The sequence below is a fragment of the Duganella zoogloeoides genome (assembly GCF_034479515.1).
Classification (GTDB): domain Bacteria; phylum Pseudomonadota; class Gammaproteobacteria; order Burkholderiales; family Burkholderiaceae_D; genus Rugamonas; species Rugamonas zoogloeoides.
This window is the reverse complement of record NZ_CP140152.1, coordinates 5,218,822-5,241,344: the sequence shown is the minus strand read 5'-3', so window position 1 is coordinate 5,241,344 and position 22,523 is coordinate 5,218,822. Positions and strand designations below refer to the sequence as shown.

Sequence of the window (22,523 nt, the reverse complement as noted above, 5' to 3'; positions counted from 1 at the left end):
TTATTGCATGGCTGGCGCCGTGCACCGATGAGGCCGTTGCTTTTACGACTACAATATCCCCAGATCAATACCCAATGGAGTCGGCATGTCGTTCGTCATTGTTCTTGCAGCGTTGGCCTTTTTGATGTTGGCTGCGTATCGCGGCTACAGCGTGATCCTGTTTGCGCCGATTGCCGCCCTCGGCGCGGTATTGCTGACCGACCCGGGCGCGGTGGCGCCGGTGTTTTCCGGGATCTTCATGGAAAAGCTGGTCGGCTTCGTCAAACTGTATTTCCCGGTGTTCTTACTGGGCGCGGTGTTCGGCAAGCTGATCGAAATTTCCGGCTTTTCCGAATCGATCGTGGTGGCGGCGATCCGCTACATCGGCCGCACCCGCGCCAATGCCGTGATCGTGCTGGTGTGCGCGCTGCTCACCTACGGCGGCGTGTCGCTGTTCGTGGTGGTGTTCGCGGTGTACCCGTTCGCAGCCGAGCTTTACCGGCAAAGCAATATCCCCAAGCGGCTGATGCCCGGGGCAATTGCGCTCGGGGCGTTTTCGTTCACCATGGACACCTTGCCCGGCACCCCGCAAATCCAGAACATCATCCCCACCACGTTCTTCAAGACCACCGGCTGGGCCGCGCCGTGGCTCGGTGTGATCGGCAGTGTCGCCATGCTGACCGCCGGCCTGATTTACCTCGAATGGCGCCGCCGCACCGTGATGGCCACCGGCGAAGGCTATGGCGGCAGCGCCGCCGAAGCCAATGCGGATCACCAGCCGAAGGCTGCCCGCAGCGGGCTGCCGCACCCGCTGCTGTCGATCGCGCCGCTGGTGCTGGTCGGCGTGGTCAACTTCGCGCTGACCAAGATGATCCCGCACTGGTACGGCGACAACTACGCGCTCACGGCCGACGCCTTGCCCGGCCTGCACAGCGCCATCAACCTGCCCATCAAGGGCGTGATCGGTATCTGGGCCGTAGAAGGCGCGCTGCTGCTTGGCATCGTGTTCGTGGTGGTGACCGCGTTCGGCCGCGTGCGCGCCGCGTTTGCCGAAGGCACCAAGGCGGCGGTCGGCGGCGCCTTGCTGGCGGCGATGAATACCGCGTCCGAGTACGGCTTCGGCGGCGTGATCGCGGCGTTGCCGGGTTTCCTGGCGGTGAGCAGCGCACTCAAAAGCGTGCCCGATCCGCTGATCAACGCGGCCGTTTCCGTGACCACGCTGGCCGGCATCACCGGATCGGCCTCGGGCGGCATGAGCATTGCGCTCGCTGCCATGTCGGACCAGTTCATCCGTGCAGCAGAAAGCGCGCAGATTCCGCTCGAAGTGCTGCACCGCGTGGTGTCGATGGCCAGCGGCGGCATGGATACCTTGCCGCACAACGGCGCCGTCATCACCCTGCTGGCGGTGACGGGCCTGACGCACAAGCAGTCGTACGGCGAGATCTTCGGCATCACCGTGATCAAGACGCTGGCGGTGTTTTTCGTGATCGCTGTGTATTACCTGACCGGGCTGGTGTAAGCGGATATTGCAGCTGGCAGCGCGCGCAATAAAAGCTGCGCCGCGCGGTCTTGCCCAGGTGCCCGCGCAGGAACGAGATATTGCAGCGCGGGCAGATTTTCTTGGTGTGCGCCAGCCAGTGCTGCTTGAGCGTTCCCTCTTTTTTCCATGCCAGAAAATCGAAGCTGTACGCGCGCGCCTGCGCCACCAGTGCGCGCAGCTTCGCTGCCGGGATATCGCCCATCCTGGAGAGTGGGTGGAGGCGCACGCGGAACAGCACCTCGTTCTTGATGATGTTGCCCACGCCGGCAAAGATGGCTTGATCGAGCAGAGCGTCGCAGGCCAGCAGGTCGGGCTGGGCGCGCAGTTTTTTCAGCGCCAGCGCCGGCGACCAGGCGTCGCTCATGACGTCGCCGCGCCAGTCGTATTCGCTGTCCAGGTCGTCGGAGAGGGTCTTGATCGAGCACGTATAAAAATGCAGCGCGCTGTCGTCGTCGAAGAACAGGCTCAGGCGCGGCTTGGCGCGGCCGGCCTCCTTGGTTTCGTTGATCAGGTACGTGCCGAACATCAGCAGGTGGATGCGCAGCGCGCGGTCGGCCAGGCGTATCAAGAAATGCTTGCCGAAGGTACGTAGCGCCAGGATGGGCTGGCCGGCCAGCTCGTCCATCGCGACATCCTTGCTGCTGCCTTCCGCGCGCACAATGGTGCGGCCTTCAAAGTCTGCGACCTGTTCGCGCAGGATGACGATCGATGGTCCTTCGGGCATGGGGGGTCTCCACTGGCGGTATGCCGTCGAGTGTGGACCGCGCGCGCCACGCGGGCTGTACGCTGGGTCACCTAGGCCGATTCGCCCCGCCATTGCGACCACAAGTAAATCATGTCATATTCGTTGTTCGTTGCAAACTACCGAGGAGCCAGATTTGAAACACACGCTGATTATCGCCGCACTGCTGTCGGCAGGCATGGTGCACGCCGCCACCGGTCCCGAGTTCGACGCCAAGCGCCTGTCGCAGGACGTCAAGGTACTCTCGTCCGACAAGTTCGAAGGACGTGGCCCCAATACCGCTGGCGAGACCCTCACCGTCGACTACCTGGTGCAGCAGTTCAAGGCGGCCGGCCTGCAGCCTGGCGGCGATCCCGTCAAGGGCAAGCCGGGCGAGCGCAGCTGGACGCAGGACGTGCCGCTGGGCCGCTTCGAGATCAAGGGACCCGTCGCGCTGTCGGTGCGCGACGCCAAGGGTACCCATGCGCTCAGACAGGGCGACGACCTGGCCGTGCGCGCGTCGATGAGCGGCAGCAAGCTGGTGGACTTCAAGGATGCGCCGCTGGTGTTCGTGGGCTATGGCGTGACCGCGCCCGAACGCAAGTGGGACGACTTCAAAGGCGTGGACTTGAAGGGCAAGCTGGCCGTGGTGCTGATCAACGATCCCGATTTCGAAACCGGCCAGGGCGAATTCGGCGGCAAGGCCATGACCTATTACGGCCGCTGGACCTACAAGTTCGAGGAAATGGCGCGCCGCGGTGCGCTGGGCACCATCATCGTCCACGAAACCGCGCCGGCCTCGTACGGCTGGGCCACGGTGAAAAATTCGAATACCAACGTCATGTACGACATCGTGCGCAAGAATCCGGCCGAAGCCCATGCACCGGTGGAAGCCTGGATACAGCGCGACCTGGCGGCGGACCTGTTCAAGCGCGGCGGCCAGGATTTCGAGGCGCTGAAAAAACTGGCGCAAACGCGCGACTTCAAGCCGGTGCAACTGAAGGACGTCACGCTGTCGGGCAAGTACGCGGTGGACGCGCAAGTGATCACCTCGAAAAACGTGGCCGCGCGCGTGGTGGGCGCCAGCCGTCCCGACGACACCGTGATCTATAGCGGCCACTGGGACCACCTGGGCGTCGGCTTGCCCGATGCGAAAGGCGACAAGATCTACAACGGCGCGGTGGACAACGGTACCGGACTGGCCGCCATGCTGGAACTGGCGCGCGCCTACGGCAAGGCGCCGAAGCCGGCGCGCAGCGTGCTGTTCCTGGCGGTAACGGCAGAAGAGAAGGGCCTGCTCGGCTCCGAATACTACGCGTCGTACCCGCTGTATCCGCTGGCCACCACGGTGGGCGTGATCAATATGGATGCGCTCAGCCCATACGGCGTCTCGCGCAACTTCACCATCTCCGGCAGCGCCAAGCTCGACTTGCTCGACCAGCTGGTGGCCAAGGCCAGGCAGTGGAACCTGGCGTATTCGCCCGATCCGAAACCGGAAGCCGGCTACTTCTTCCGTTCCGACCATTTCCCGTTCGCCAAGCGCGGCGTGCCGGCGTTCTCTTACGGTTCGGGTAACGACTGGGTGGACGGCGGCATCGCAGCTGGCAAGAAAAGCGAGCAGGCCTACACTACCGACAACTACCACCAGCCGTCGGACGAGTGGAGCGCCAAGTGGCAATTCACCGGCATGGCGCACGACCTGGGCATGCTGTATTCGCTGGGCCGCGACCTGGCCGATGGCAAGTCGTGGCCCAACTGGGCCAGCGATGCCGAGTTCCGCGCGGCGCGCGATAAGAGCGCGTCAGATAGAAAATAATCGTTCTATCGTTTATATTATTTCTAACTTTTTCCGATTTGCAATAAAATAAAAGCGCGCCGGCACTGATGCCGGTGCGCTTTTTCTTTCAGGAGCTTGTGCATGACCATTTCGCTTCGCCGCACCATCCTTGCGGCGTCCATCGCCGTTTTCTCCGCTGCCTCGGCCTATGCGGCCGACGTCAAGCCGGTGGCCAAGGCCGATATCGCCATCCCCGATATCGCGTACAAAAAATTCGTGCTCAAGAACGGGCTGACCTTGCTGGTGCATGAAGACCACAAGACGCCGGTGGTGGCGATCAACACCTGGTACCACGTCGGCTCCAAGAATGAAAAACCGGGCAAGACCGGCTTCGCCCACCTGTTCGAACACCTGATGTTCAGCGGCAGCGACAATTTTAACCAGACGTACCTGAACGCCTTGCAGCGCATCGGCGCGACCGACCTCAACGGCACCACCAATCCCGACCGCACCAATTACTTCCAGAACGTGCCGACTTCGATGCTCGACTACGCGCTGTTTGCCGAGAGCGACCGCATGGGCCACCTGCTCGGCGTGCTCGACCAGAAGAAGCTCGACCTGCAACGCGGCGTGGTGCAAAACGAAAAACGCCAGGGCGAGAACCAGCCGTACGGCGTGACGCGCCAGCTGCTCACCGAGAATACCTGGCCGGTCGGCCACCCGTACTCGTGGACCACGATCGGCTCGATGGCCGACCTCGACGCGGCGTCCATGGCCGACGTCACCGACTGGTTCAAGACCAACTACGGTCCGAATAACACCACGCTGGTGCTGTCGGGCGACATCACGCCGGAAGAGGCACTGAAAAAAGTCGAGCAGTACTACGGCGATATCCCGGCCGGGCCGCCGCTGGCCAAGCACAGCGAGTGGATCGCCAAGCGCACCGGCACCCACCGCAGCACGGTGCAGGACCGCGTGCCGCAGGCGCGCATTTACCGCGTGTGGAACGTGCCCGGCGCCAAGAGCGCCACGGAACCGCTGCTGGACCTGGGCGCCTACGTGCTGGGCGAAGGCAAGACCTCGCGCCTGTACAAGCGCCTGGTGTACAAGGAACAACTGGCCACCAGCGTGGCCACCAGCAATTCGACTTCCGAGATCGCCGGCCAGTTCTACATGGTGCTCACGGCCCGTCCTGGCGCCGACTCCGGAAAAATGGAACGCCAGGCCGACGAGGAACTGCAGGGGCTGCTCAAAAACGGCCCCACCGCTGCCGAACTGGAGATTGCCAAGACCAAGATCCTGGCGCAATACACGCGCATCGTCGAACGCGTGGGCGGCTTTGGCGGCAAGAGCGATCTGCTGGCCAGCTGCCAGACCTTCACCGGCAATCCCGACTGCTACAAGGACTACCTGAAGGCGGTCAAGGCGGCCACGCCGGCATCGGTCAAGCAGGCCATGAACGCCTGGCTGGCCGACGGCGACTTCGTGCTCGACGTGCAGCCGTTCCCGACCAACTACGCCACCACCGCCAAGTTTGACCGCAGCAAGCCGCCAGCGCTGGGCAAGGCCGAGTCCCTGAACCTGCCGGCGATGCAAAAGGCGACCTTGTCGAACGGCCTGAAAGTGGTGCTGGCCGAGCGCCATGCGGCGCCGGTGGTGAACCTGTCGCTGATCGTCGATGCCGGCTATTCGTCCGACTCGCACGAGCTGCCCGGCGTGGCCAGCCTGACCCTGGCGATGCTGGACGAAGGCACGCAAAAGCGCAACGCCGCGAAAATCAGCGAGGAAGTCGAATCGCTGGGCGCGCAGATTTCCAGCTACAACAACCTTGACGGTTCGTTCGTGCAGCTCAACGCGCTCAAGGCCACCTTGCCGCAAGCGCTGAACGTGTACGCCGACGTGGTGCTGCATCCGGCCTTCGAGCAGAAGGAACTGGACCGCCTGCGCAAGGACCAGCTCGCCGCCATCGCGCGTGAAAAGACCAATCCGTCGGCCATGGCGCTGCGCGTGATTCCGGGCCTGATCTATGGCAAGCAGCACGCCTACGGCTTGCCGCTGTCGGGCAGCGGCAACGAACAATCGGTGCTGCGTATCACCCGCGACGACCTGGTCAAGTATCACCAGAGCTGGTTCAAACCGAATAACGCGACCTTGCTGGTGGTGGGCGACACCACCCTGGCCGAGGTGGTGCCGCAGCTGGAAAAAGCGTTCGGCGGCTGGAAGGCCGGCGACGTGCCGAAGAAAAACATCGCGCAAGTGGCGCAACCGGAGAAAACCAGCGTGTACCTGATGGACAAGCCGGGCGCGCAGCAAAGCACGATTTACGCGGTACAACTGGCGCCGCCGCGCAACGCGCCGGAAGCGGTGCAGCTGGGCGTGGTCAACAACATCTTTGGCGGCAATTTCGGTTCGCGCATCAATATGAACCTGCGCGAGGACAAGCACTGGTCATACGGCGTGCGTTCGAGCGTGCTGCCGGCGCGCAGCCAGGGCCTGTACCTGAGCACGTCGCCGGTGCAAGCCGACAAGACCAAGGAAGCGTTGCAGGAGCTGGTGCGCGAGTATGGCGACATCGCCGGCGCCAAGCCGATCACCGAAGCCGAATTGAAGGAAGCGCAGGACAACTCGACCTTGTCGCTGCCGGGTTCGTTCGAGACCGCCGGCCAGCTGGGCGGCGCGTACAGCACCATCCTGCAATACCAGCTGCCGGAAGACTACTACAACACTTTCACCAACAAGATCACGGCCATGACGCCAGCCGATGCCAACGCACTGGCCAAGCGCGTGATCGAGCCGGGCAAGCTGGTGTGGGTAGTGGTGGGCGATGTGAAGAAGATCGAAGCCGGCGTGCGCGAGCTCAACCTGGGCGAAGTGCGCAAAGTCGATGCGGATGGCAACGTCCAGTAACGACCAGCTGTAAGCGTCAGGCGTCGACGCTTTCCTTGATGAACCGCGACTCCGCCGACCACATGGCGCAGGCGCGGGCCAGCAGGGTCGCTTCGGCGTCGGCCAGCACGCCGTCGGCGTCGGCGATCGCCCACATGGCCCGCAACAGGCGGCGGCGCAGGTCCGGGTCGGTGACTTCGCCGAGCAGGCTGTCGATGGTGGCCGGTGCCAGTTCCACGTGGCCCTGCTTGACCGAGCTGGTGAGCAAATCGTTGCACAGGTCTTCCAGCAGGCCGTGGAAGGTGTCGATATCGATGTCGATGTGCTCGAGCAGGCGGGTGCGGGTGAGGGCGCGCAGCTCGGACGGCGCCAGTGCGCCATCGACCACCATGGCCAGGGCCACGATACGGCCAGCGGCGCTGGCAGTGTTTTCTTCATAATGTCGCATAGTCTTTTCCTTTTGGTTTGCCGGGCAAGCGGGCTTGCCCGGCATGTTTCAATGGTTACTTCTTACGAGTGGCGTACAGGCTGGCGATGACGCTACCAGCGATCAGCGATGCCACCACGGTCAGCGAAATGTGCACCGGAATGTGGATCCACGGCAGCAGCAGCATTTTCAGACCGATGAAGCAGAGCACCAGGGCGAGGCCATATTTGAGCAGGTGGAAACGGTCAGCCACGTCTGCCAGCAGGAAGTACAGCGCCCGCAAGCCCAGGATCGCAAACATGTTCGACGTGAACACGATGAACGGATCGGAGGTGATCGCGAAGATCGCCGGGATCGAATCCACTGCGAAGATCAGGTCGGTCACTTCGATCAGGATCAGCACCAGGAACAGCGTGGTCACGTAGCGCTTGCCATCCTTGCTGACGATGAACTTCTCGCCGTGGTCGCCTTCCGACACCGGCAACAGCTTGCGCGCCCACTTGAGCACCGGGTTGTTTTTGACGTCCGGTTCTTCATCGACCGCCTTGAGCATTTTCAGGCCGGTGAACAGCAGGAACGCGCCGAACAGGTACAGTATCCACTTGAACTCGTTGACCACCCAGGCGCCTGCCAGGATCATCACGGCCCGCATCACGATCGCACCGAGCACGCCGTAGATCAGCACGCGGCGCTGGTATTCGGGCTTGACGCCGAACGCGGTAAAGATCAGCAGGAAGATAAACACGTTATCGACCGACAGCGCTTTCTCGATCAGGTAGCCGGACAGGAACTCGAGCGACTTTTGCTCGGCGATCTCCGGGCCGACCGTGCCTTTCAGGTAGTACCACAGGCCCGCATTGAACAGCAGCGCCAGGCTGAACCAGCCCAGCGACCACGCGCCCGCTTCCTTGATCGACACCTTGTGCGCCTTGTTGCCGCCGAAGACCCACAGGTCCAGCGCCAGCATCACCAGCACGAACGCCACGAACCCGGCCCACATGGGCGCCGTGGCAATATTTTCTAATCCTGTCATTGACGGTCCTCCTTGCATGAAAATAGATGAATGTTTTCGATTAACCCGAAGTCATCATAAGAGCGCACGATTGTTCGTGCAATTCGAATATACTTTATGAATTGATCGAAAATATCGATGTATCGAAAAATCGGAGGAATCTATGGCGACGGTATCGGCACTCAACTACAAGCATTTACGCTATTTCTGGATGGTGGCGCGCAGCGGCAGCATCGCCAAGGCGGCCGAACAACTGCACCTGACGCCGCAGTCGATCTCGGGCCAGTTGACGGAATTTGCCGATACCTTGGGGGTGGAATTGTTTCGCCGCGTGGGCCGGCGGCTGGAACTGACCGAGACCGGCAACCGCGTGCTGCGCCATGCCGAAGACATCTTCAGCGCTGGCGACGCCTTGCTCGACGTGGTGCGCGACCAGTCCGCCACCAAGGTGGGCAGCTTCCGAGTGGGGGTGTCCGATTCGGTCTCGAAAGCCGTGGCGTGCCGGCTGGTGGCGCCGGCGCTGTCGCTGGCCGAACCCACCCGGCTGATTTGCCGCGAGGGGCGACTGGCGGCGCTGCTGGCCGACATGGCCATCCACCGGCTCGACATGATCATTGCCGACCGTCCCATGCCCAGCCACCTGAGCGTGCGCGGCTACAACCACTTGCTGGGCGAGAGCGAACTGGGGGTGTTCGCGGCGCCGTCGCTGGCGGCCACGCTGACGGGCGAGTTTCCCGCCTGCCTGAACCATATGCCGCTGCTGCTGCCGGGCGAGGACTTCGCCGTACGCGCCAAGCTGATGCAGTGGCTGCACACCCACGTGCCGCGCCTGCACGTGGTGGGCGAGTTTGACGACAGCGCCATGATCAAGGCCTTCGGCGAGTCGGGCGCGGGGCTGTTCTTCGCCCCGGTCGCCATTGCCGAGACCTTGACCGATGCGTTCAACGGCCAGTCCGGCATGGTGCTGGTGGGCACCATCCCGGCGCTGCGCGAGCAGGTGTATGCGATCACGACCGAGCGCCGACTGAGCCACCCGGCCACGCAGGCGATCAGCCAGGCGGCGCGGCAGACGCTCACCTCCTAGAAAGGGACGGAGGTTTCATGAAGATAGACCACGTATTTTTGCGCGCCAAACGCAATGCCCCCGAGGCCGATTTGCTGCGTGAGTTTGGCCTTGTGGAAGGCGGCGGCAACAGGCATGCTGGCCAGGGAACAGAAAATCGGCGATGCCAAATAAGTCACTTCGGCAGGGCAAAAAATGAAGTTAATTTTCTTGCATTGATATAATGCGAGTTTCTTTCTTGGAATACCCCATGCGCGTTTCCGCCTGCCTTGCCACGCTCGCCTTACTCCTTCCGCTGTCCTTGAGCGGGCCAGCTTTTGCCAGCTCCATGCCGGAACAGTTAGCCATTGAGCTAGTGCTGATCGGAGAAAACATGCAACCAGTGCCGAACATTCCACTGGAAGCGAGCTTTACCCGGTCCGCCGCGACTTTTGGCTTCTACCTGTTTGATGGAAAGAAAGACACCAAAATCAATTTCAGCTGTATCACGGATGCGGCTGGTAAGTGCCCTCTCACGATCCCCCTTTCCTATGGGGTTGCCTTCAAGACCAAGCACTTCCGAATGATAGAAGGCAGCATCGATCGGGTGGGCATGGAGAATATAAGCTCCCTGCCGCTTGCAGTGAGCAAGGGCATTGGTTCAAGCGAGGCCAAGGACGGGCTAGTTGGGCTGCACATTTTTGTTCGCGATGGCAAAGCTCGCTTAGGCCGCTTCGTTCGTATGTCAACTGTGGAAGAGGTTGCTGCGGCGCTTTCCAAAAGCAAAGAATCAACCGCCGAGAAAATGATCCTCACCTCATATGCAGCGTATCCGCTACTGCATGTCTCGCCACAGTACGTCACCACCAATCGCGCTTATATGAGCACGACCACCGACATCAAGACGGGTATCACTAGCTACAGGATTGTCGCCACCGCGACAATCCATGAGCGGATGGGGAGACTGAAAACCATCGACAGTGCGCTTGGCCAGATACTGGGAGGGCATGCACCAGTACGACCGGCCGACGCGACCTATCAACTCAACGGCAACCTCATCACCCTGACTGGCCGCAGGCTCTCCAGGGAGAGCACGACCATGCGTGAAGAGGACGATGCCACGACTGTGAAATTGCTACTCGACTTGCCTGAAGATCAGCTCAAAGCCATTCTGGCGACCTACGTCGAGGGCAGCGACGACGTCCTGACTTTGACGACGGGAAAGGAAAATGGAAACGTCCCGGTCGACATTCCACTCGTTGAAATGGCCGCTACTGTCAAGCGCGTCGAAGAACTAAAGCAGGCCCTGCATTAGTCCAGTTCGCACCTTGTATCGACCAATTTTAAAGCCTTGGTTTTTCATCGCAGTGACCAGTCGGCGACTTCCGTAGCTTTGATGGCTAGCCATGAACGCCGCCTTCAAATGAAAGCTGGTCTTGCACAACGCCTGCTACCGCGAAATATACCGTCAAAAATCAAAGGGACTGCGATGCAGTGGGAGACGAGCAGAGCCATAAAAAAACCCGCCGTCAGAGGAGAGGGGCGGGTTTTTGACTGTTACTGCTGCGCTTGCTTACGACCTAATGGTGCCTCGGGCCGGAATCGAACCGGCACGCCTTTCGGCGGCGGATTTTGAGTCCGCTGCGTCTACCAGTTCCACCACCAAGGCAGGCCTGCATGCAATGCGATGTATATTATCACCCATTTCCCCCCTAGCCGCAAGGCTCGTGGCTCGAAAATTTTACCGATCAGGCTAGCGCAACCAGGACGGGTTGGCGGGCCAGGCGCTGCTGCTGCTCTTCCAGCAGGCTGAAGATGGCGTCTTTCGATAATACGTACTGGTCCATCAACACGTCCTTCAGTTCGAGGATCTGCTCGCGGTAGTCGGCGATTGCCTGCAGCGTGTACGTGTACAGTTCGTCCGACTTGGCCTGTACCTGGTCGAGGTCGGTGTCCTTGTGCTTGAACTGGGTGTAATCGAGCTTGGACCGAGAATACATCGAGAGCTGGTTCACCATCATGTCGAGCATCGACGTGGCCTTCTGGATGTCATTCTGGCTACCAACCGAGATGCCGCGCGCGCCGTAGAACAGTTCTTCCGCCGCCACGCCGCCGTATAGCTGGATCACGTCGCGCTCGAGTTCTTCCAGCGTACGCAGCGCCACGTCGTCCGAAGCCGACAGTACATAGCCGAGCGCGCCCAGCTTGGAGACCGACTCGGTGCTGATCTTGAGGAACGGCGAGCGTTCCTTCACTTCGGCCAGGGTCATGCCTTCGCGCAGCCACGGGTCGATCTGCATGAAGAAGTGGCCGAGCTCGTGCAGCGCCACGCGCTCGCGCTGGCGGGTCTTCTCGGCCGTGGTGGCGCGGTCGGTGAGGCCGATGGTGGCGCGCTCGAAGGCGCGGAACATCAGGTCGGTATCGATGACCTTGTTTTCCTGGATGGCGATCATGCTGGCGCGCTCGACCACCGTTTGCAACAACGCCGGGCTGAGGTTGGCAGTGATCTCGGCCACGTGGTCGAGCTTGAGGTGGTCCCAATCGACGCAACCGTCGGCCTTGCGCGCCAGGAACGAGCGCAGCAGTTCGCTGCGTTCGTTCTTGTTGGGCAGGCGGAAATTGATCTTGACCGAGAAGCGGCGCAGCATCGCCTCGTCCATCTTGGTCGAAGCGTCGTCGAAATTGGACGCCACTACCCAGATCACGCCGGCGCCCTTGTCGCTGCGCACACCGTCGAGCAGACCGAGTAGCGTGTTGGCGGTGTCGTCTTCCCATTTTTTTTCACCGCGGCCGCGTGGCATGAACAGGCCCTGTGCTTCGTCGAGGAAGATGATGCAGCTGCCGCGTGCGCATGCCTTGCGGTGCAGCGCGTGCAGCGCCTTGGAGCCGCCGCCGATATAGCCAGATTCCAGCGCCGAGCCCGAAGCCTGGATCAGCGGGATGTCGAGCCGCTTGGCCAGGTAGCCGGCCAGCTTGGTCTTGCCGGTGCCGGCCGGGCCGGTCAGCATCACGTTGAACGGCTTGTCGATGTCGTGCTCGCGATAGACGGCGCGGTTGCGGATCATGTCTTCCAGGTGCAGCACTTCCTGCTTGATGTCTTCCATGCCGATCAGGTCGTCCATGCTGCCGGTCAGCTGGTCGGGGGTGAGTACGGTGGCGTTGACGCCGGTGCCGGGCAAGCCGTGGCGCAGCAGGAACAGCACCACGCAGACGAGCAGGATGTCGATCGCGTGGCGCTTGAGGAAGCCGCCGGCGCGCGCCATGGCGCTGTCTTCCTCGTCCACCAGCACGGCCTTGTGCGACGCCAGGTAGTCTTCGCGCGCGATGGCGTACGGGATGTTATTACGCAGCAGAACTTCGCGCTCCAGGCTCAGGTGCGAGGTGCTGGGCACTTTCACCACGCGCAGCAGCGGGTCGTCCTTGAGCTTGATGATGTAGCGCGGCGCCTCGGACAGCGGTGCGGCGATCAGCAGGTACTCGAGCTTGTTGCGCTGGCCGGCCAGCGCCGTGATGACCGATATGTCCTGGGTGCGCATCAGCGGGCTGGTGTCTTGCGGCACTTCCTTGCGCCAGCCGACGATCACCGCGATCCCGATCGCGACAATCAGCAGGGCAATACGGACGTAGTTGTTGCGTAAGGCAGTTTGAAGTTTATGCAGTGTAAACATGTGGGCGCTATCCAGTGTGGGCAGCTGGTGTCGGGCTGGGCGCGGGGGTAGGGCGCAGCAGCCGAGGCCGCCAAGGGCCGGCGCGCGGTGTGGCGCTGCCGGAAGTGCGTTTCTGGACGGATATTATGAAAATAACATGCCCTGCGGCAACTCGTCCTGTTCAGCACTATAGCTGGCTTACCGGCGTTTGTATCGCACTGCGGCGAAAAAAAATGGCGCCCGCAACAGCAACGGCGCCTTTCGTGGCAGGGCTTGCAAGTATTTCGGCGTGTTGCGCGTTGACGGTGTTATCAACTTGTCGACATTGCCTGGAAATTCCCGGAGGCTCCCATTCGTCGCGCGATTTTGCAGTTGATACCGGCGGATTGGCGGCTGGTCGCAAACGCCGGATTTTATGCTCCGGGGTTGTTAAGGTGCTTACATCAGCCGCTGCAAACAAGAAGCACAGCGGTGATGCCGAAATCCCTTGATTGCCTCAACCACTTACGGAGCTCACCATGAAAACCACCCTGATCGCCCTCGCCGCCGCCCTCGCTTTTTCCGCCCTGCCTGCCGCCCACGCCCAGCAAATCCAGGAAAATATTCCGCAAGTAAAAGTGAGCAGCAATCTGTATGTTTCGCCGAGCGAGCTTGGCGATTACGCCAACGCTTACCGGCTGACCAATGGCCAGATCGTGCGATTTACCCTAAGCGGCGATCGCTTGTACACCCAGGTGGACCAGGGCCGTCGCGTCCGGGTCATACCTGTATCGAATAAAGAATTCATCAGCGAAGAAGGCGCCCGCATCGTGTTCCGCGACTATGGCGACGAAGTGGGCATCACCAATTTCGAAAAGCTGCCGATGGCGCAGGCCCTGCCGGCCAATACCATCATCATGGCACGCCGTTGATGCGGCGCGCAGGATCGGCGGCCGCGCCGATCCTGGCGTAAGTTGTCAGTCAGCGCGCCGATACAAGCGGAAACGCTCATCCCGATCGGCCGGACGCCGGCCTTCCCATAACAGTATCCACTGCTTGCCACGATGGTGCGGCGCGACGTCGCGGTTGTCGCGCGCGCGCGTGCTTTCCTGCAGCAGCAACAGGCTGCAACGCCCGCCTTCGACGCCGGTGAACGGCAGTTGCGCATAGTAGGCGAACGAGGCGCGCTGCGCCGGCCCCACGTTGGTTTCGATGCAGTCCGCGTTTGGCGGCAGCTTCTCGGCGATCTGGCGCGCCACGCCGGCGTAGCTCTTGCTGTAGTTGAGATCGGGCAGGAACAGCGTCATCAGCAAAATCCAGATCAGGATCAGGCCACCCGACGACAGCACCACTGCGCGCCACAGCACGGTCGGCCGGCGCGCCACGCGCCAGTGCACCAGCGCGAACCAGCCGGCAGTGGCAATCGCTGCCACCGGGAAAGCGACCGCGCCCACTTCCGGCGTAAAGCCCGGTACCAGTTTCAGGGCGTTCTTGGCCGCCTGCGCCGGCCAGCCGGTCAGCTTGGCGAACCAGAAGATCCAGATCACGGCCGCGCACAAGGTCAGCGCCATCACCGAGAACCAGTCGATGGCGTTGATGGCGCCGCGCTTCATGGTGAGCAAACCAAAAGCGGCCATCACCGCCAGCGGCGGCAGCAGGATCAATAGTTGTCCCTGTTCGGGCGCGGTGGCGCACAGCGCCATGATGGCGCCCATGGTGACAAACGCCAGCGGCACCACGATGTGCAGCGCCAGGCGCTGGCGGCGCCAGGCCCAGATGGCCCAGCCGGCAAACGGCCAGGCCGGCCAGAAGAACCACACGCCCACGCGGAAGAAGAATTTATAGGCCACCACCGTCGGCAGGCCGAACTGCGCCAGGTGCAGCGCACTCCAGTCCTGCACCGGGTGCTGATTGTACGGTTGCAGCAAGTGCGCTGGCACGATCCAGATCGCGGTCACGGCGGCGGCCACCAGGAACGCCAGGCCCAGGTCGCGCAGCGCGCGCCCCACGGGCTGGGCCAGCAAGCGTGTACAGGCGAACACCGCCAGCATGAAGCACACCGGCGTCACCCAGCCATGGGTGAGCGTGAGCAGGCCGATGGCCAGGCCGCTGAGGGCGGCATTGCGCAGCGACGGCGCTTCCACGTAGCGCACGGTGCGGTACAACATGAAGGCCGTGAGCGAGACGCGCAGCGCGTCGGCCGTGGTTTCGTGGCTGTGGACCAGCAAGCCCAGGCAGCCGAGGTAGATCAGGACGGCGGCATCGGCCAGGGTGCGGCCGAAATCGTCGGGTTCGGGCTGGCCGCCGAAGGCGAGGCGCAGCGGCTGCGCATCCTGGCGCCGGCCGAGGTTGAAGGTGGCAAACCACAGCGACAGCACGCCGAACAGGAAGATGGCCACCGTGCCGACCCTGGCGGCCAGCACATCGCCCAGCAGCCAGCCGAACAGCTTGATGCCGAGCGCACCGATCCAGAAGGCCAGCGGGCCGTCGTCGGGAATTGCCAGGCCGGCGATATTCGGCACCAGCCAGTCTTGCCAGGTGCCGTGCGCCATGGTCCACATGATGCCGAAGCTGGCGGCGTCGTCATTCTTCCACGGCTCGCGGCCGATCAGTCCGGGCAGAATATAGAGCAGGCCCAGGGCAAACAGGGCCAGGCGCGGCAGGGCCAGCGTGGCGGCGGCGGGAAGACGGACTGGCTTCATCGATCAGAGTGCAAATTGAGGTAGACGGGAGTATGAAGGAAAACCGGGCGCCCGGCAGGGAGCCACAAATAAAAAAAGCAGCCAGAGGCTGCTTTTTGCATCGAAGCGGGGGGAATTAACCAGCTGCAACGGCGGTTTTCGAACCGACGGTACCGAATTTCTGACGGAACTTCTCGACGCGGCCAGCGGTGTCGACGATTTTGTGTTTGCCGGTGTAGAACGGGTGCGATTCAGCCGACACCTCGATCTTGACCAGTGGGTAGTCTTTACCGTCGTGGTTGATCGTTTCGCGGGTGGCGATGGTCGAACGGGTAACGAATTTGAAGTCGCACGACAGGTCGTGGAAAACAACTTCGCGGTAATCTGGATGGGTATTTGCTTTCATTTTGAAGCCTCGTTGAGTTTGGTAGCCAAACAGCACTTCGTCGGTCTGTACTGCTTCTCGACCCGATTGCTGATCACTTGCCAGTGATTAAAAATAGTGCAACCGCCGATTATACAGCGGTATACGAACACAGGCAACCACTCGGGTTGCCTGTCGGGGCGGAGATAATTAACCGCCGCGGCGCATCATGTCGAAGAACTCGGTGTTGGTCTTCGTGGCGCGCATCTTGTCGAGGATGAACTCCATCGCTTCGATCTCGTCCATCGAGTACAGCAGCTTGCGCAGGATCCAGATTTTTTGCAGCTGGTCCGGCTTGATCAGGAGTTCTTCGCGGCGGGTGCCCGATTTGTTCAGGTTGATCGCCGGGTACACGCGTTTCTCGGCCAGGCGGCGCTCCAGGTGCACCTCCATATTGCCGGTACCCTTGAATTCTTCGTAGATCACGTCATCCATGCGCGAGCCGGTTTCGATCAGCGCCGTGGCGATGATGGTCAGCGAACCGCCTTCTTCGATGTTACGGGCGGCGCCGAAGAAGCGTTTCGGGCGTTGCAGCGCATTGGCGTCCACACCACCGGTCAGCACCTTGCCCGACGCCGGGATCACGGTGTTGTAGGCGCGCGCCAGGCGGGTGATCGAGTCGAGCAGGATCACCACGTCTTTTTTCATTTCGACCAGGCGCTTGGCTTTTTCCAGCACCATCTCGGCAACCTGCACGTGGCGGGTGGCCGGTTCGTCGAAGGTCGATGCGACCACTTCGCCGCGTACCGAGCGTTGCATCTCGGTCACTTCTTCCGGACGTTCGTCGATCAGCAGCACGATCAGGGTAACGTCAGGGTGGTTCGAGGTGATCGCGTGGGCGATGTGCTGCAGCATCACGGACTTGCCGGACTTTGGCGAGGCGACCAGCAGGCCGCGCTGGCCCTTGCCGATCGGCGCGATCAGGTCGACGATACGGCCGGTGATGTTCTCGGTGCCGTTGATGTCGCGCTCGAGGCGCAGCGGCTCGTTCGGGTGCAGCGGCGTCAGGTTCTCAAACAGTATGCGGTGTTTCGAGGCTTCCGGCGATTCGCCGTTGACCTTGTCTACCTTGACCAGCGCGAAATAGCGTTCGCCGTCTTTCGGGGTGCGCACTTCGCCTTCGATCGAATCGCCGGTGTGCAGGTTGAAGCGGCGGATCTGCGATGGCGAGATATAGATGTCGTCGGTCGAAGCCATGTAGCTGGCGTCGGGCGAGCGCAGGAAGCCGAAGCCGTCCGGCAGCACTTCGAGGGCGCCGTCGCCGAAAATCTGCTCGCCGGATTTGGCGCGCTTTTTCAGGATCGCGAACATCAGCTCCTGCTTGCGCAAGCGGGCCGCGTTGTCGATATCAAGACCGATGGCCATCTCCAGCAACGCCGAGACGTGTAAGGCCTTTAATTCAGATAGATGCATATGTGTTGAGTGTCCCGTGACGGGAAAGTAAAGGTAGGGGAGGGAACTGCGTGGTGTTGTCTGTTTATTTATATAAAACGCGTTGCGGTCGGGCCGTACGCTGTTTTCCGGATCTGAGGCGGCTGTTTCTGCGGGCGCAGAAGCAGCCGTCTGTCCGCAATACTATCTTACTTAGATATTGCTGTCGATGAAACTAGTCAACTGACCTTTGGCCATGGCGCCGACTTTTTGTGCCGCTGGCACGCCGTTCTTGAACAGGATCAGGGTAGGAATACCACGGATACCGAATTTGGCAGGCACTGCCTGGTTCGAATCGACGTCCATCTTGGCGATGGTGATCTTGCCGTCGTATTCCTTGGCGACTTCTTCCAGGATCGGGGCGATGCTCTTGCAAGGACCGCACCATTCGGCCCAGAAGTCGACCAGCACTGGGCGGTCGGATTTCAGTACGTCGGCATCAAAAGAAGTATCGGTGATGTGTTTGATATTTTCGCTCATATTTTCCTCAATCGAGGTGTGGGATCAATAACGCCTGGGGATGATGCCAGTGTTGCCGTTAAGCCAGTTACAGAGAATACATGGCGACTATGTGCGCGAATTCAATGTCTGGAATAGGGAAGGCAACAAAGGTCGGCAGGCGGGAATGGATCAAATCATAACCCATTTTTTATAAATGTGCGGAGATTGAGTTTTGACGTCAATTTTCGTCGGCAAACGTGGTGTTATTCATAATCTGCTCGGTAATCTGCTCCAGCAGCGGCCATAGCCTGGCCAGGCTGGCGCGGGCGGTGGCCAGGTTGACGGCGTCGCTGGCGCTCGCCGGCAGCAGTTCCAGGCTGGCGAACATTTCACCCATGCCCAGCGCTCCAACCGTGCGCGCCGGCGACTTGAGGCGGTGGCCCAGTTCGCGCACCTGGGCCAGGTCGCCGCGCTTTAATGCCACTTCCATCGCCGACAGTCCCTCCTGGGCATTGTGCAGGAACTTGAAGGCGAACTTGCGCACCTTTTCCGGGTGGTAGCCGAGCAGCTTGGCCAGGATCGACAGGTCGATCACGGCCGGGTCGCCGGCCAGGGTGGGCTTGAAGGCGGGACGTACGGCGGGCCGCTCGCGCTCGGGCGCGAGGCCCAGGCGGTGCACCGGCAGCCAGCTGGCGATGGTGCGGTACATCAGCGCCGGCTGGATCGGCTTGGAGATGAAGTCGTCCATGCCGGCGGCGATGCAGCGGGCGCGGTCCTCGCTGGTGGCGGTGGCGGTCATGGCCAGCACGCGCAGGCCGTTCAGGCGCGGGTCGGCGCGGATGCGGCGGGTCGCCTCCAGGCCGTCCATCAGCGGCATCTGCACGTCCATCAGCACGCAATCGAAGGCGGTCTGGCGCAGCAGGTCGAGCGCTTCCTGGCCGTTGGCCGCCAGGCACACCGACGCGCCCACGTCTTCCAGCATCTCGAGCGCGATCTGCTGGTTGAAGGTGTTGTCTTCCACCAGCAGGATGCGGGCGTCCTTGAGCGTGGTGATGACGGCGGCGGTCTGGGTGGAAGCCAGCAGTTCGGCGGCGGCATCCTGCACCCGCTCGATCACCTGCGGCACACTGGCGTCGGAAATGCCCAGCCGCGCGGTGAACCAGAACGTGCTGCCCACCCCCGGCGCGCTGCGCACGCCCACCTCGCCGCCCATCAGCTGCGCCAGCTGCTTGCAGATGGCCAGGCCGAGGCCGGTGCCGCCATGCTCGCGCGTGGTGGAGGTGTCGGCCTGCTGGAACGACTGGAACAGGCGGTCGATTTCCAGCTCCGACAGGCCGATGCCGCAGTCGCTCACCTCGAAGCGCAGCAGGCAACTGCTGGCGTCGGCCACCACCTGGCGCACGCGCACGTCGATGCGGCCCTTTTCGCTGAACTTGATGGCGTTGTTGGTGTAGTTGATCAGTACCTGGCCCAGGCGCAGCGGATCGCCGCGCAGCACGCGCGGCAACGCCGGGTCGAGTTCGAACACCAGTTCCAGTTCGCGGCTGACCGCTCTGGGCGCCACCACCGTGGTCAGGGTCTGGATCACATGGTCGAGCGCGAAATCGACCTGCTCGATATCGAGCTTGCCGGCCTCGATCTTCGAAATGTCGAGGATGTCGTCGATGATGCCCAGCAGGTGTTCGCCGGCGAAGCGGATCTTTTCCAGGTAGTCGCGCTGGCGCGGATCGAGGTCGGTCTTGAGCGCCAGGTACGCCATGCCGATCACGCCGTTCATCGGGGTGCGGATCTCGTGGCTCATGTGGGCCAGGAACTGGCCCTTGTACTGGCTCGCTTCCTCGGCCTGGTGGCGCGCCTGTTCCAGCTCGCGGGTGCGCATCATCACCCGTTCTTCAAGATGCTCGTTCCACTCGCGCAGCTCGTCGGCGCCGCGCTTGCGGTCGCTGATGTCGGTCAGGCTGACCACCACCAGCGGCACGGCGCCGGTAGGATCGAGAATCGGTTCGGCGTTGATCGACAGCCAGCGCATGGCGCCGTCGGGCTGGGTGATGCCCATGACCACGTCGCGTACCGGCAGGCCTGTGACGATGGCCAGGCGCACCGGGTGGCTGACGCGGTCAAACCTGCTGCCGTCCTCGCGCACGCCGCACCACAAACCGTCGCATTCGCCGCGCCGCTCCAGTTCCATCGCGTGTGCCAGCATGCGCGCGGCGGCGGCGTTGCTCTCCAGGATGGCGCCGCCGCCATCGACCATCACCAGGCCGTTGGTGACCGCGTTGAAAATCGATGCGAGCCGCTGGCCCGTCAGGCGCAGCGCATCCTCGGCGGCGCGCCGCGCCGTGATATCGGTGAGCATGGCCAGCGTGCCCGCATAATGGCCCGCGTCGGAGCTGATGACGGTGGTCGAGAGCAGGCACCACAATGCGCTGCCGTCGGCGCGGCGCAGGCGGATGTCGCCCTGGACCGCTTCGCCCGCCAGGTGGCGTTGCAGGTGCTGCTTGAGCAGCAGGCGGCCGGCGTCGTCCATGAACTCGGTCATGCCGTGGCCCATCACCTGGTCCACGTCCATGCCCAGCATGGCCGCCATGGTGGGATTGACGAAGGTGGTGCGGTCGTCGGCGTCGGTCATCCAGATGCCTTCGGCGGCGGTCTGCACGATCAGGCGGTAGCGCTCGGAGCTGGCATGCATCGCTTCTTCGGCCCGCTGGCGCTGGGTCATGTCGCGCAGGGTCACCACTACCAGCTGCTGGCCGCCCAGGTCCAGCGGCGCCAGATGCACCATGGCGGGGAAGGTGCTGCCGTCGGCGCGGTGGGCGTTCATGACCCGGCCCGGCAGCCCCGGACGGGCGAACAGCTCGCGCGCGCGACCGGTGCTGCGCATGCTGTCGGGCGCCAGCTGGTCCATACTGCGCCCGGCCAGGTTATCCTCGACGCCGAAGCTGCGCGCGCAGGCCGGATTGGCGTAGCGCACGCGCCCACCCTTGTCGGCGATCAGCATGGCGCCGGGTGTGGCGGCGATCACCGCGCACAGGCGCGCCTCCTCGTCGTTGGCGCGCTCGGTGATGTCGGCAAACGTGCCCATGGCGCGCAGCGGGCGGCCGTCCGTTGCCCGCTCGACGACAGTACCGCGCGCCAGCAGCCACTTCCAGCGGCCGTCGCGGCAGCGCATGCGGTGCTCGACGATGAAACGCGCGTTGTGCTCGCTGCTGTCCGCCAGGTATTCGGCCACGTTGCGGTCCACGCGCGCCATATCGTCGGGATGGATGTCGGCGCGCCATTGTTCGATGGAGGCCGGGTAATGTTCGTCCTGTCCCAGCAGCTCGCGCGAGCGCGCCGACAGGACCAGTTGGCCGGTGTCCATCTGCCACTCCCACACGCCTTCACCCGAGCCCTCCAGCGCCAGGCTGGCCATGCTCTCGGAGCGCGCCAGCTCCAGGCGCGCCCGCCGCAGCGCCTGTGCCTGGCGGCGCAAGCGCCACACGGCGATGGCCGCCGCAAGCAGCAGTAGCGCACCGACGATCGGCAAGCCGTAGCGCAGCAGCGGGTGCACCACGCGCGGCTGGTACAGGAAACCGTCGAGACGGAAGTCGGCCGGGAGCATGCCCTGTTCCCGGTAGGCCCGGGCAATGGCCTGCCAGCGTTCCGGATTACTGTAGCCCAGTTCCACCAGGTCCTGCTGTAGCAGCGGCACCATTTGCGCGGCTTCGTACATCAGTTGTTCGCGGCTGTGGCGCGCGGGGTAGCGCGCGCGTATCAGGTCGGCCATTTCGGCCGGATGGGCCATGGCGTAATGCCAGCCGCGCAGGGTGGCCTGGCGCAGCGCCTCGGCGCGCGCCGGATGTTCGCGCAGCTCGCTCTCGGTGGTGTACAGCACGTCGCCGTAGAAATCGAGGCCGGCGCTGCGCGGCGAGCGCACCTCGAACGGCACCCCGCTGCGTTCGAGCGCCAATGGCGCCTGGGTGGTGTAGAACGACATCGCGTCCACCCGGCCGGCAATCAGGTCGTCGAAATTGTAGGTGTGGGCCAGCTGGTACATGCTGTCGTAGCGCACCCCGGTCTTTTTCAGGTAGGCGGTCAGTTCCTCGTTGTTGGGCGCCATCATGATGCGGCTGCCGGGCCACGGGCGGGGCTTGCCGTCGGGACCCAGGCGCACCAGCAGCGCCGCGCCGGAATGCTGGAACACCGACGCCAGCACCACTACGGGCTGGCCCAGCGCGCGCGCCAGCAGCAGCGTGGTGTTGCCTACGCCGTACTGGGCGCGGCCCTCGGCCACGGCCTGCACCGGGTCGTTGCCCGGGGTCGCTTCGAGCAGCGTCACCTCGAGGCCGGCGTCGCGGTAGTAGCCCTGGTCCTGGGCCGCGTAGTAGCCGGCGAACTGGAACTGGTGCTGCCACTTGAGCTGGATTGTCACTTTTTCCGCTGCGACCGCGCCGGTGGCGGCGAGCGCGCCGGCCGCCATGAGCATGCATATGGCCCACCGGCGCGCCATCTGGCGCCACGATGGCGAAGCGATGCAGGTGCGCGTGCGGAACAAGG

At 62.8% G+C, this 22,523-nt stretch carries 17 protein-coding genes and 1 tRNA gene; 7 read left to right on the top strand and 11 right to left on the bottom strand.

Translation table 11 applies throughout. The features are described from left to right. The first annotated feature begins 85 nt into the window (after positions 1-85). Entirely contained in the window at positions 86-1,498 is a 1,413-nt protein-coding gene (locus SR858_RS23100; protein WP_019923256.1) for a GntP family permease, read from the top strand. On the opposite strand, the gene SR858_RS23095 is transcribed toward SR858_RS23100, so the two are convergent. Beyond that, positions 1,440-2,243: a DNA-formamidopyrimidine glycosylase family protein gene (locus SR858_RS23095; RefSeq protein WP_019923255.1), complete on the bottom strand. Its 804-nt coding sequence runs from the start codon at positions 2,241-2,243 to the stop codon at positions 1,440-1,442. The genes SR858_RS23100 and SR858_RS23095 overlap by 59 nt on opposite strands. A 196-nt stretch (positions 2,244-2,439) precedes the next feature. On the opposite strand from SR858_RS23095, the gene SR858_RS23090 reads away from it, so the two are divergent. Continuing rightward, positions 2,440-4,056: a M28 family metallopeptidase gene (locus tag SR858_RS23090; protein WP_154820032.1), complete on the top strand. Its 1,617-nt coding sequence runs from the start codon at positions 2,440-2,442 to the stop codon at positions 4,054-4,056. A 102-nt stretch (positions 4,057-4,158) separates the two neighbouring features. After that, positions 4,159-6,924: a M16 family metallopeptidase gene (locus SR858_RS23085; RefSeq protein WP_019923253.1), complete on the top strand. Its 2,766-nt coding sequence runs from the start codon at positions 4,159-4,161 to the stop codon at positions 6,922-6,924. A gap of 16 nt (positions 6,925-6,940) precedes the next feature. Here the strand turns inward: SR858_RS23085 and SR858_RS23080 are convergent, their stop codons facing one another. Next, positions 6,941-7,351, bottom strand: a complete 411-nt coding sequence (locus SR858_RS23080) for a TerB family tellurite resistance protein (RefSeq protein ID WP_019923252.1) — start codon at positions 7,349-7,351, stop codon at positions 6,941-6,943. Positions 7,352-7,406: 55 nt separating this feature from the next. Further along, positions 7,407-8,363: a TerC family protein gene (locus SR858_RS23075; RefSeq protein WP_026637541.1), complete on the bottom strand. Its 957-nt coding sequence runs from the start codon at positions 8,361-8,363 to the stop codon at positions 7,407-7,409. A 142-nt stretch (positions 8,364-8,505) separates the two neighbouring features. On the opposite strand from SR858_RS23075, the gene nhaR reads away from it, so the two are divergent. The 3 genes from nhaR to SR858_RS23060 are packed head-to-tail and all read left to right on the top strand — an operon-like array spanning position 8,506 to position 10,699. After that, positions 8,506-9,426 carry a transcriptional activator NhaR gene (gene nhaR / locus SR858_RS23070; RefSeq protein WP_019923250.1) on the top strand — a complete coding sequence of 307 codons (921 nt, stop codon included), beginning with the start codon at positions 8,506-8,508 and terminating at the stop codon, positions 9,424-9,426. A 17-nt stretch (positions 9,427-9,443) separates the two neighbouring features. Continuing rightward, positions 9,444-9,629 (top strand): hypothetical protein, encoded by a 186-nt coding sequence (locus SR858_RS23065; protein ID WP_322534007.1) that lies wholly within the window; start codon positions 9,444-9,446, stop codon positions 9,627-9,629. Between the two features lie 26 nt (positions 9,630-9,655). Then, a complete protein-coding gene (locus tag SR858_RS23060) occupies positions 9,656-10,699 on the top strand; it encodes a hypothetical protein (protein WP_019923248.1) in 1,044 nt (347 codons plus the stop codon). On the opposite strand, the gene SR858_RS27795 is transcribed toward SR858_RS23060, so the two are convergent. From SR858_RS27795 to SR858_RS23050, 3 genes are all read right to left on the bottom strand, one after another. Then, on the bottom strand, positions 10,679-10,792 hold the full coding sequence (locus tag SR858_RS27795; protein WP_407654683.1) for a hypothetical protein: 114 nt from the start codon (positions 10,790-10,792) through the stop codon (positions 10,679-10,681). The genes SR858_RS23060 and SR858_RS27795 overlap by 21 nt on opposite strands. A 176-nt stretch (positions 10,793-10,968) precedes the next feature. Continuing rightward, a tRNA-Leu gene (locus SR858_RS23055) sits at positions 10,969-11,053 on the bottom strand. A gap of 79 nt (positions 11,054-11,132) precedes the next feature. Then, a complete protein-coding gene (locus SR858_RS23050; RefSeq protein ID WP_019923247.1) occupies positions 11,133-13,052 on the bottom strand; it encodes an AAA family ATPase in 1,920 nt (639 codons plus the stop codon). Between the two features lie 497 nt (positions 13,053-13,549). On the opposite strand from SR858_RS23050, the gene SR858_RS23045 reads away from it, so the two are divergent. Next, on the top strand, positions 13,550-13,942 hold the full coding sequence (locus SR858_RS23045; protein ID WP_019923246.1) for a hypothetical protein: 393 nt from the start codon (positions 13,550-13,552) through the stop codon (positions 13,940-13,942). 45 nt (positions 13,943-13,987) lie between these two features. Here the strand turns inward: SR858_RS23045 and SR858_RS23040 are convergent, their stop codons facing one another. The 5 genes from SR858_RS23040 to SR858_RS23020 form a co-directional block, all read right to left on the bottom strand. After that, the gene (locus SR858_RS23040) at positions 13,988-15,712 is read right to left on the bottom strand and encodes an ArnT family glycosyltransferase (RefSeq protein ID WP_019923245.1); all 1,725 of its coding nucleotides are present in this window, start codon (positions 15,710-15,712) and stop codon (positions 13,988-13,990) included. Positions 15,713-15,827: 115 nt separating this feature from the next. Next, positions 15,828-16,097, bottom strand: coding sequence for a type B 50S ribosomal protein L31 (locus tag SR858_RS23035; RefSeq protein ID WP_019923244.1), 270 nt, complete (start codon positions 16,095-16,097; stop codon positions 15,828-15,830). A gap of 168 nt (positions 16,098-16,265) precedes the next feature. Beyond that, positions 16,266-17,528, bottom strand: coding sequence for a transcription termination factor Rho (rho, locus tag SR858_RS23030; protein WP_026637540.1), 1,263 nt, complete (start codon positions 17,526-17,528; stop codon positions 16,266-16,268). Positions 17,529-17,699: 171 nt separating this feature from the next. Beyond that, positions 17,700-18,026 carry a thioredoxin TrxA gene (trxA, locus tag SR858_RS23025; RefSeq protein ID WP_019923242.1) on the bottom strand — a complete coding sequence of 109 codons (327 nt, stop codon included), beginning with the start codon at positions 18,024-18,026 and terminating at the stop codon, positions 17,700-17,702. A gap of 199 nt (positions 18,027-18,225) precedes the next feature. Continuing rightward, entirely contained in the window at positions 18,226-22,521 is a 4,296-nt protein-coding gene (locus tag SR858_RS23020) for a PAS domain S-box protein (protein ID WP_019923241.1), read from the bottom strand. Positions 22,522-22,523 lie beyond the last annotated feature (2 nt).